Genomic DNA, 10,164 nt, shown 5'->3' with positions numbered 1-10,164 from the left:
GTGCTTGTTCCCCTGTCCCCCTGTCCCCCCGTCACAGGTGTCCGATTATGTACCGGCTCCGAAAGCATCTCCATTGGTGCGTGACCGGCGGCCGCGTGGTCTTCCTGGATCTCCTGCGGGACCGCTACTTTTGCCTGCCGTTCAAGACGGAGGCGGCTTTTCTTCGGCTGCGCGCCGGGGAAGGCCAGCCAGGGGACTTTGCCCTCCTTCGCCCGCTCGTCGATCGGGAACTGCTGGTCAAGGGCAAGGAGAGCGCCGAAGCCGGTTTCCAGCTTCCGCCGCCGACGGCCGACTTCCTTGCTCCGCCTTTCCCGCCCGCTCCGATGCTCGACGTTCTTAGGGCGCTGCGGATCGAGCTTGGCGCCGCCTGGCTGCTTCGCCGACGGTCCTTTCTGGAGGCGATTGAACGGGCGAGGCGCCCCTTGCGGAACGCCCCGCAGTCGGCCGCGAGTCCGGAGCGTCTTAGGAGTATCATTTCGGCGTCCGCTGCGGCAGGTCTGGTGCTCCGGACTGCCGACAGGTGCCTTCCGCGGGCGCTTGCCGTCCATTCCCTGGCTCGGCGCAGCGGCATCAGGTCCCGGCTGGTGATCGGCGTTCGGATGAACCCGTTCGCGGCCCACTGCTGGGCGCAGCTCGATGAGCGGGTGCTTGTCGGTGATCATGAGCAGGCGCGTCTGTTCACGCCGATCCTGGTTGCCGGATGAGGCCGCGATATCTCCTCGTGGTGGCCGAGGGCGCAGCCCTGGATCCCGCCTTGCCGGACCGGCTGTGGCGACGAGTCGGTCTCGCCCCTGCCTTCGCGCATCCCCGGCTGGCGGTGCTCGCGAGCCCCAATTGTCCCTGCATCGAAATAGCGGGGGAGGGGGTCGTGATCGGAACGCTGTTTCATCGGCACGGAGCCGCCCGGGCGATTGCCTCGCTTGGCGAGACGGATGCCCGCATGATCGTGCAGAGTGGCGGAGGAGCGCTGCTCAGCTCCTTCTGGGGCGGCTATGTCGCGGCGCTGGCGGCAGGGGATGGCGTGCGCGTGCTTCGCGATCCGTCCGCGGCGATCCCCTGCTGGACCGCCCAGGGGCCGGGGTGGACGGCGTTCACCTCAGATGCCGAGCTGCTCGTGGCTTGCGGCTTGAGCGCCGGCGATGTCGACTGGCCGGCGCTGGCGCGGTACCTTCATGGCGCCGGCCTTCCAGCGCAGGAGACCGCCCTTTGTGGCATCGCCGAGCTTCTACCCGGCTTCTCCGTCGGGACCGCGGAGGCCTGCATGCGGCAATCGCCCTGCTGGTCGCCATGGGACCATGTCTGCGCCGCCGCCGACGCGGCCCCCGCCGCCGAGCGGCTGGCGAGGGTGGCCATGCAGTGCGTCGCTGCCTGGTCTGGCGTCCATGGCAAGCTGCTGGTCAGCGTGTCGGGAGGTCTCGATTCATCGATTGTCGCGGCCGGTCTGTCCCGCGCGAGAGCCGATGCCGTTTGCCTCACCATGTTCGGCGAGGATCCGGGCGGAGACGAACGCGTGCATGCCCGGGCGCTGTGCGAAAGGCTTGGCCTGCCGCTCCTGGAGCGCAGCCTCGATCTGGACGGGATCGACATATCCGAGCCGCTCGGCAGCCACATGCCGAGGCCGGGAGACCGTACCCAGGCGCTGGCCTACGAGCATGCGCATATCGCGGCCGCGCGCGAGATCGGGGCGGGAGCCTTCATGACCGGCAATGGCGGAGACAGTGTGTTCGGCTATTCGCAATCGGCTGCCGCGATCGCCGACCGCTACCTGGCCGAAGGTCTTGGATGGAATGTCCTGGCGACGCTCCGCGACGTCTGCTGGCAGACCGGTTGCAGTCTGTGGCAAGCGGCCAGGAGCGCGGCGCGACTGGTGTCGGGGCCGCGTGGCTATGAATGGCGGCCGGACACACTGTTTCTCAGCCCCGCTTTGGTGGCGGCTCTGGCAGACCGCCCGCTTCGTCATCCGTGGCTGGACGCGCCGCCACATGGCCTCCCCGGCAAGGCGGCGCATGTCGCATCGATCCTCCGTGTCCTGCAATGCCTGGAGCCGGGACGCAGCCGCCATCTGCCGGTGCTGAACCCGCTTCTGTCGCAGCCGCTCGTCGAAACCTGCCTCGCGATCCCGAGCTGGGAGTGGCGGTCCGGCGGCAGGGACCGCTCGCTCGCACGTCGTGCGTTCGCGGACATGCTGCCTCGATCGATCCTCGATCGCAGGGTGAAAGGAGGACCTGACGGCTTCGCCGCCCGGATACTCGATCACTACCGGACCGAAATCGCCGAGCGGCTGCTGGAAGGACATCTGGCACGGCAGAATCTGATCGATCGATCGAAACTGGAGGGCCTGCTTGCCGGTTCGCGGCCGGTGCCGGGCGAGCATCGCGTGCGCATCCTTGAGTTCGTGGCCGCGGAGGCGTGGCTCGACAGCTGGATGTCGCGTGGAAGGCGGAGCGGTCCGGCGGAAGCTTCGTCAGCGAACCGCCCGTGAGGCGTTCTCCAGCTTCAGTGCTTCCCAATGCCGCAACTCCTTTTCCCGGTCGGGATCGGACGAGCGGATGCCGCGGAGCCAGAAATCGAACCAGTCGAGCGAGCGGCGATAGACGGCCAGCCGGTGGGCGGGCTGCCATTTGACGTGATGCTCGTCCGGAAAGACGAACAGGACGGCGGGTGCGCCGGCTTCCCGCAGGGCCGCGAAGCTTTCGATCGAACTCAGATATTCGTCGTCGGAGAGCTGCATCAGCAGGGGCGTCGCGAACCGCCTGGCGTTCACGGACAGCGAGATCTCGCGCCAGAAGGGATCGTCGCGCTCCAGCATGCCGGGATAGCCCGTGGCCCGCAATTGCCGCCCGGCCAGGGGCCCGACCCGGGAGGCGAGGGTGGTGTCGGTGCAGCAGGTGCTGACGGCCGCCGCCCTGAACATCGAGCTGTGGAGCAAGCCCCAGATGGTGGTGGAGGCGCCGTCGCTGAGGCCGGTGATGCCGATCCGCTCGGGGTCGGCGATCCCGCGTTCGACCGCGATCCGGACACCGTTCACGAGCGAGGCATGGACGCTTCGCCGGTCCTCGAAGGCGGCAAGGTTCAGCCGATTGGCCTCGTCGAAATCCGGTGCGGAGCGCTGGAAGCCGACCGCTGCCGGACGGCGGAGGCTGAGCACGGCATAGCCGCGGTTCGCGAACGCCTGGATCGGATATTCGTCGCCCGTGCCGCCCCTCAGGAAACCGCGTGTGTCATACTGCACGACGATCATCGGGTAGCGCTTGCCCGCGCGGTAGCCGACCGGGAGGATGAGGTCCGCGAAGGGTTCGAGTCCGTTGGAGTTCGTCCAGCGAAGGCGTTCGGCGGCGCCCAGGGAAAGCTTGGCGAACTCGGGATTGGGATCGAACAGGAGCTGGCTTGTGCCCCGGACCGGGTCGAGGCGCTCGAGCCGGCGCGGCCGGAGCGATGCGTCCCGGAGGCAAAGCAGGGTCTCGCCGTCGGGAGCGCAGTCGGCAAGGACATCGTCGGTCGTGTAGAGCCGGCGCACGCTTCGCTCGGCAGGGATCCATTCATAGATTGCCGTAGAGCCGCGTCCCCAGCCTTCCAGCCGGAAGAAGCGGACGCGCCGGCCGCCAGGCATCCACCAGGGATCGTAGGCGCCTTCGCACTCCGGTGCCTGACAGTTGGCGACCGTGCCGTTCCGCAACCTGGCGTGCAGGCTTCCCTTCCGTGCGCCACCGGTGAGCATGGTCGCCGAGATCCACAATCGTGCGTCCGGAGAGTTGCGGGCAGGGGCGCCTGCCGTCGCGATGACGTCGGCGGATCCTTCGAGGAGTTCCGCCTCTCCGGCCGCGGGCTCCCGGACGTTGCCCGAGGCAAGATCGAGCACCTCCACCGAGCGGGGCACGGGCGAAAGCGGAAACGGCCGATTGCCGGCGACGGGCACGAACCGGTCGTCATAGTGGAAGCCGGTGCGTCCCTCCTGCTCGATCTCCCGATAAGCCTGCGCAAGCGCCGGGCGGGAGGCGAAGACGAGGGTCGAGCCGTCGCTTCCGATCCTGAAATCCACCACGTCGGCGGGCGACCGGGTGAGCGGCCGGCTGCCGCTGCCGTCCGCTTCGGCGCGCCAAACTTGGGTAACGCCTCCCTCCCGCTTCAGGAAGGCGATCCAGCGTCCGTCCGGCGACCAGCGCGGTGTGATCACCATCGGGATGCCGGTTGGCGAGTCCGCGATTCCGCGCAGGTCGATGGTGAGCAGGATGAGTTCGCCGCCGCGGTCCACAAGCGCCGGGCGCGCGCCCGGCGCCAGCCCCAGAACCGCCATCGCCAGGCAATGCTGGTTCCCGGCCGGATCGGCCCTCCTCAGCTGGAACGCGATCCTGCTGCCGTCCGGCGAGACGGACATGAACGGCTGGGCGTGCGGCAACGGGTCCACTGGGCCGATGTCGCGCAGGCGCACAAGGTCCTCGGGCTCGAGGGCGCGCGGAGCCGACGCAGTGGGGCGTTCCGGCGGGAGGATGTCCTCGCAGGAGGCCGTCCCCGCCGCTGCACGATGGGGGACTGCAGCGCAGGCGGCGAGGACGACCAGCGGAAGGAGGCGCATCACCAGTCCTTCCGCACCGCCAGCCCGACGAACCGGCCAACGGGAGACTGGTTGGTGGAATCGTAGGGCGGTGCGGCCTGATCGGTGTTGCGGATCGTGTCAGGCTCCTCGTTGAGCATATTGATCACCGAGAGACGGAGTTCCACGCCCCGGAGCGGACCGGTGGGCGCAGTGCTTCTCCAGCTGGCGCTGAGATCGACCGTCACGAACGGGCCGACGCGCTCGACGATCGGGAAGCGCACGTCCCGTGTCGAACCCACATAGTTGCCGAGCAGGGCGAGACCGGCCTGGCGTCCCTGCCAGACGATGCCGCCCCGCGCCCGCCAGTTGGGCGGGTTGAAGATCGTTCCGGCGCGCTGGAACACGGGCTGGTTGCGTGCGAGCTGGCGATCGCTCTTGAGGTAGCTCGCGGCGGCGGTCAGCAGGAGCCGGTCGTCCTCGCTCTGGCCGATTCGGTATTCTCCCACCAGGTCGACGCCGCGGACGCGCTCGCGCGCGGTGTTGCCGAGCGTACCGTTGATGATGGCCGCGACGCTGGCCGGGTTGAAAGGGCGGCCCGTCTGGTTGCTGAGGCCTTGCGGAAGGGTGGCGATGATCGCGGTGACCTGGGCTATGCTCGGGTTGAACGTGATGAGGTCCCGGAAAATCGGGTTGGCCAGCGAGGACAGGGTGCCGGACAAAGCGGTCCCGATCCGGTCCCGATAGTCGATATTGAAATAGCTGGCGTCGAGGCGCAGGCCCGGCAGGAAGGCCGGGCGCAACTCCATTGCCGTCGACCAGGTGGTGGCGCGCTCCGAACGGAGGTCGGGATTGCCGCCGCCGAGATAGAGAACGGTCGCTCCGGCCGGTAGCGGCGGCTGGGGCTGCGGCGCGAACAGGGTGCCCGGAAGCAGGGCGCCCTGCAGCACCTGGTTGACCTGGTTGAGGGTCGGGACCTTGAACGCCTTGCCCCATGACGCGCGGAACAGCACGTCGCGGTGCGGCTGATAGACCATGCCGAACCTGGGCGTGGCGACATCATCGATCTCCTCCCATCGCTCGTAGCGGACCGCCGCGCTCAGCGTCAGCCGCTCGATGAGCGGGAAGGCAAGCTCCGGCCCGATGAGCGGAAGCGAGAATTCGCCATAGCCGAACTGGACGTCCCGCTTCTCGGTCCAGTTGCGGAAGGTGACCGAGTTGCCGTTGATGAAGTCGGTGATGTCCAGATGAAGGGCGACCGTGCGCAGTCCCCCTCCGATCGCGAGCCGCGCGTCTCCGCCGGGTGCGGGAAACAGCGGTCCCTCGGCACTGGCCTCGATGCCGCTCAGCCGGTTCTCGTAGATGAGCCTCGAATTGAACGGCACGTTGTTCTGATAGCGGCTCGTATAGATGCGCGTGTGGCTGACCGCACGCGTGGCGCTGAGCGCGGCCTGCCAGCGGGCGGGCAGGTCGATCCGCACGGTGGGCGCCAGCGCGAAGCTCCTGACCGTCGGATCGGTGGCGAGCCCGTTGGTGAAAAGATCGGCATTGCTGAGGAACGGTGAGCGCTTCTGCGACTTGCGCTGCATGGCGATGGCGTCGATCTCGAGAACGACGCCGCCGGTGATCCGCTGATGACCTGACAGCACGCCGCTCGACTGCGCGCTGCGCAGCGTCAGCGTGGTGGTCGGAAAGAGGCTCGACGCATAATGACGGTCGCCCGCCAGGATCGGTGTGGTGCGATTGTGGTCGAGCGCCAACATGGCTCCGCCGGAGCGCCAGCGGCCGCCGGTGACGGCGCTGTACTGCTGCTGGACATTTCCGCCTTCTGTCGAGGCGCCGATGCGGGCGGTGGTCTGGAGGCCGTCATAGGCGCGGCGGAGGATGATGTTGGCCACCCCGCCGACCGCGTCGGAACCGTAGAGCGCCGAGGCGCCGTCGGCGATCACCTCGATCCGCTCGACGGCTGCGAGCGGAATGGCGGAGATGTCGACGCCCTGGTTGAGGGCGTCGTAGGCGAGGCGATGCCCGTTGACGAGCGTCAGCGTGGCGTCGGGCCCGAGTCCCCGCAGGTTGAGCGCCGCGGAATTGTTGATGTTGCTCTGTCCGCCCTGCTGGCCGCCGCCCGCGATGCCCGGGTTGGTCCCGCCGGTGAAGTTCTGCGGAAGCGTGCGCGTGAATCCCGCGAGATCCGAAACGCCGCCTTCTTCGAGCTCGCGTCTGGTCGTGACGATCACCGGCGAGGGCGAGCCGTTGCCACGGATCCGGCTCCCGGTGACGGTAATGGTGCCGGTGCCTGGGTCGGTGCGGGTGGTCTGCGGCGCCGGCAGGCGCGGCGCCGGCGCGATGCTCGACCAGGAAGTCGTCGCCCGGCAGCGCTGCCCGCACCGCCTGGACGAGCGTGAGCCGGCCCCTGAGCGGCCGGGCCCTGAGGCCCGCGACCGCGTCGGCGTCGAACACGATCTCCCGGCCAGTGGCACGCGCGATCGCCCTCAGCGTCTCCGCAAGATCCTGTTCCGGCAGGTCGTAGTCCGCCATGGCTTCCGATTGCGCGGCCGCGGGCGCGGCGATCGTGATCGCCGATACGGCCGCGCCTGCGAGGCAGGCCGCGCGAATGGCATTCCTGAACATGTCCCTTTCCCCTCCTTGCCGGCGGATCGCCGGTCCTGGGGGGATTGACGCGCCGATCGCCGGAACCCGGGGTGCGGACGTGAAAAAAAGCTAGCGGCGCCTGAGGAGGATGTGCGCGGGATTGCCGCGGTCGGCTTCGAGGCCGAACAGGATCGCCAGCCGCTCGGCGAGGAGCGTCGTGTCGTCCACGCGGAAATGGCCTGATACCCGCCGCGCGCCGATCGCCGGATCGCCAAGCAGGATCGGCGTCGCAGAGGCGGCATTGGCGGCGGCGACGAGCTCGGCGACGGAGACGCGGTCATAATCGCGCGCCGCGTCCATCAGCGGGTAGGCGGCGGCCGTGGCTGCCGGGGTCTCCGGAGGCGCGGCCGGTCGCCCGGCGGGCGGCCGGGTGGCGAAGGTGAGCGCCTCGCCCGGGCGGAGCCGTCGCACCGCAGGGCCCGGCCCAGGAGTCTCCGCCGATGCCGGCAGGGCCACGTCGACGGCGCCCTCGATCAGTCTCACGGTAACGCCGTTCGCCGGCGACATCTCGACGTCGAAAATCGTGCCGCGTGCCGTCACCGTCCCTCCGCCGGCATGGACGTTGAACGGGCGCGCCTCGCGGAACACGTCGAACCGCGCTCGGCCCTGGAGAAGGTCCAGCCGCCGTTCCGAGGCCCCGAGCCGCGCCTCGACGACCGTGCCGGGCGCGAGCACGATCCGGGAGCCGTCGGCAAGGAGCAACGAGCGGACTTCTCCCGCGTTCGAAGCGAGGCGCCGCCTTTGCTCCTGTGCTGCGGGCGCCGACGCACTGTCCGCCTGGCCGCCGTCTCGGGAGACGGGCGCGAGATGAATGGCGAGGCCGCCGAGCGCCGCGACGGCGACAAGGCCCATGAGGGCCGGCGCCAGCCTTCTCGGCCGCGCGGCGCCGTGCCCGGCCCCCGGCGCGTCGGACAGCAGCTTGCCCATCGCAAATATCTCCGACGCACGATTGTAGGCGCCGCGATGCAAGGCGCCGCGCCTCAGCCATGCCTCGAACTCCGGGCGGCTCGCGTCCGCGTCGGGGCCGCGCATCCGCGCGAACCAGGCGGCCGCCTCCCGCATCAGCTGGTCCCTTGGTGGCTCGGGGGCGCCGGGGTCGGTCATGGCCGCTCCAATCCCTTGCTAATGCGCACGATCGCTTCTCCGATATGCCACTCCACGGTGCGGACGCTGATGTCGAGCCGCGCCGCGATCTCCCTGTAGCTGAGCTCCTCCACCCGGTGGAGCACGAACACCTCTCGCATCCGCTCGGGCAGATCCGCCACCAGCGCGCGATATTGCTCGCGCATCTGCGTCAGCTCGATAGCCGAGGCCTGGTCGGGCGGCACCACCGGCTCGCAGTCGGGCGCGATTGGCACATGCTCTGCGCGCCCGGCGGACCGCCGTGCCCGGTCGATGAGAAGGTTGCGAAGGATACGGTTGAGAAACGCCTCGGGATGCCGCAGCTGCCGAAGCGCCGCAGCGCCGAGCAGCCGCGCGAATGCCTCATGCACGAGATCGCTTGCCTCCTCGCCCGAACCGGTCCTGCGGCGCAGCCGGCGCTTGAGGCCAGGGGCGTGCTCCCGGTAGAGCATGGCGACCCGCCGCCGCGCGTCGTCCTCGCCAGGCGCCGTTCGCCCGGTATTTCCCTCATCCACCGGACGCACCGCACCGCGGACCGGACGCGCCGCGACGACCGCCGACAGACGCATTCAATGGAGTTTGCACGTAAGGCCCCGTGCCGGACGGGTGCTGGCGCTGGAACGTCCGGCCGCCTGGACGAACGTGTTTGATGCCCGGCGGTTGATGAGCCGCAGCCCGTGCCGGCATGTTCAGGCTGCCGCATCATCCTGCTCGAAAACCCGCGAAGAGGCAACCGGCCGAAAATCCGGGGTAGGCGATCGTCCCGAAGCGAGCGACGCCGGGCGTCCGTCTCCCGGCGCGCGCAAGCGCGATCCCGGGCCACCTCAAGCTGGCGGCCGGGGCCTTCGGGAGGCGAGCACGATGCGGGGAACCGCCGCTACGCGCCGGCGATGATAAAGACGAAAGAGCTTGCGCAAGGCCGCGCCGTCGCCGGCCGTTTCCGCCTCTGCCAGCTTCTCGGCGTCGCTTCCGGCGGAGGGCACGACATCTCGCTCGGCGCGGCGGATCGGCGCCAGGCGATCGTTGAGCCGGGTGACAGCGGCGAGATGCTCGCCGCTTCCGGTGGCGGCCGCCACTCGCGCGAAGACTTCGGCTTCGGGTGCGGCCCAGCGCCCCAGGTCGGACCCGTCGTCGATTGACGGCTCGGCGCTTGCCTGCCGTCGCAGTGCGAGTTCGAGCAGCTGCAGGTTCCAGAGATAAAGGTCGCGAAGCTCGGCCTCGGCAGGGCTCGGCACCCGAAACCCGTCGTGACGCGGCGCCGCGACGAGGCCTTCTCCCACGAGCCGGTGGAGCGCGTCGCGGACGGGGGTGATGCTCGAATGAAGCTCGTCTCCGATAGCTGCCGGCTCCAGCGGCCCGCCCGGTGGGTAGCACCCCTCGGCCAGCCGGTCGCGAAGGGCATGATAGATCCGGTCAAAGGTCGGCCCGGGGCTCATCGGACCCCTCCGACATGGGAAAGCGCGCCCGTCACGCGGCGGCCCGCCGCTTCTGCTCGGCGGCATGAGCGTCGACTGCCTGCGCCTGGTCCGGCCGCAGCGCGTCGATCGCGCCCAGCCGCGCGGGCGGCGCGCCAAGCAGCACGGAAGGACAGCAGCCCTCGTAATTGCCGAGGTTCGGCCGATGCTGGCGGTATCCGACCAGCGCCGCGAGGGCGGGCGGGAACGAGCGGGCAATGTCCGGCGGATAGGCGAGAAACTGGTTCTCGTAGGTCTTGAGCCATCCGAGGCTGTAGCCGGCGATCATTCCCCGCCGCACCTCGGCCGACTGGTTTGCACCTGCCGCGTGGAGCGTGGAGCCCAGCATCAGGAGGGCCGAGCCCGGTCCATATTCGGGAACTTGCTCCGAGGCTTCGGCAACCG

8 protein-coding genes and 1 pseudogene are annotated in these 10,164 nt (G+C 69.5%); 3 read left to right on the top strand and 6 right to left on the bottom strand.

Going from position 1 to position 10,164, the window contains the following annotated elements:
* Window positions 1-80 precede the first annotated feature (80 nt).
* The gene (locus tag ACK4K7_RS11950; RefSeq protein WP_431866276.1) at window positions 81-704 is read left to right on the top strand and encodes a lasso peptide biosynthesis B2 protein; all 624 of its coding nucleotides are present in this window, start codon (window positions 81-83) and stop codon (window positions 702-704) included.
* Between the two features lie 20 nt (window positions 705-724).
* The gene (locus ACK4K7_RS11945; protein ID WP_431866274.1) at window positions 725-2,482 is read left to right on the top strand and encodes an asparagine synthase-related protein; all 1,758 of its coding nucleotides are present in this window, start codon (window positions 725-727) and stop codon (window positions 2,480-2,482) included.
* On the opposite strand, the gene ACK4K7_RS11940 is transcribed toward ACK4K7_RS11945, so the two are convergent.
* On the bottom strand, window positions 2,465-4,573 hold the full coding sequence (locus ACK4K7_RS11940) for an Atxe2 family lasso peptide isopeptidase (RefSeq protein WP_431866272.1): 2,109 nt from the start codon (window positions 4,571-4,573) through the stop codon (window positions 2,465-2,467). The genes ACK4K7_RS11945 and ACK4K7_RS11940 overlap by 18 nt on opposite strands.
* Complete coding sequence (locus ACK4K7_RS11935) at window positions 4,573-6,768, bottom strand: TonB-dependent receptor plug domain-containing protein (RefSeq protein ID WP_431866270.1); 2,196 nt, start codon at window positions 6,766-6,768, stop codon at window positions 4,573-4,575. Before ACK4K7_RS11935 ends, ACK4K7_RS11940 begins: the two co-directional genes overlap by 1 nt.
* Between ACK4K7_RS11935 and ACK4K7_RS11930 the strand changes: the two genes are divergently transcribed.
* Window positions 6,758-7,210: a hypothetical protein gene (locus ACK4K7_RS11930; protein WP_431866268.1), complete on the top strand. Its 453-nt coding sequence runs from the start codon at window positions 6,758-6,760 to the stop codon at window positions 7,208-7,210. The two genes, ACK4K7_RS11935 and ACK4K7_RS11930, sit on opposite strands and share 11 nt — an antisense overlap.
* Before the next feature lie 42 nt (window positions 7,211-7,252).
* Here the strand turns inward: ACK4K7_RS11930 and ACK4K7_RS11925 are convergent, their stop codons facing one another.
* From ACK4K7_RS11925 to ACK4K7_RS11910, 4 genes and pseudogenes are all read right to left on the bottom strand, one after another.
* Window positions 7,253-8,287, bottom strand: coding sequence for a FecR family protein (locus tag ACK4K7_RS11925; RefSeq protein ID WP_431866267.1), 1,035 nt, complete (start codon window positions 8,285-8,287; stop codon window positions 7,253-7,255).
* Window positions 8,284-8,874, bottom strand: coding sequence for an RNA polymerase sigma factor (locus ACK4K7_RS11920; protein WP_431866265.1), 591 nt, complete (start codon window positions 8,872-8,874; stop codon window positions 8,284-8,286). Before ACK4K7_RS11920 ends, ACK4K7_RS11925 begins: the two co-directional genes overlap by 4 nt.
* Window positions 8,875-9,129: 255 nt before the next feature.
* Complete coding sequence (locus tag ACK4K7_RS11915) at window positions 9,130-9,741, bottom strand: GntR family transcriptional regulator (protein ID WP_431866263.1); 612 nt, start codon at window positions 9,739-9,741, stop codon at window positions 9,130-9,132.
* 31 nt (window positions 9,742-9,772) lie between these two features.
* Window positions 9,773-10,164 (bottom strand): annotated as a pseudogene (locus ACK4K7_RS11910) (phytanoyl-CoA dioxygenase family protein); the annotation flags it as partial.

It is taken from the genome of Allosphingosinicella sp., from assembly GCF_046295735.1.
Taxonomy (GTDB): Bacteria; Pseudomonadota; Alphaproteobacteria; order Sphingomonadales; family Sphingomonadaceae; genus Allosphingosinicella.
Note: the sequence above shows the minus strand (reverse complement) of the source record. Positions and strands in the feature narration are given on the sequence as shown.

Bases quoted from the DNA above. Each gene is read 5' to 3' on its own strand.
- ACK4K7_RS11940 (WP_431866272.1), bottom strand. From the start codon at position 4,573: ATGCGCCTCCTTCCGCTGGTCGTCCTCGCCGCCTGCGCTGCAGTCCCC.
- ACK4K7_RS11925 (WP_431866267.1), bottom strand. From the start codon at position 8,287: ATGACCGACCCCGGCGCCCCCGAGCCACCAAGGGACCAGCTGATGCGG.
- ACK4K7_RS11920 (WP_431866265.1), bottom strand. From the start codon at position 8,874: ATGCGTCTGTCGGCGGTCGTCGCGGCGCGTCCGGTCCGCGGTGCGGTG.
- ACK4K7_RS11915 (WP_431866263.1), bottom strand. From the start codon at position 9,741: ATGAGCCCCGGGCCGACCTTTGACCGGATCTATCATGCCCTTCGCGAC.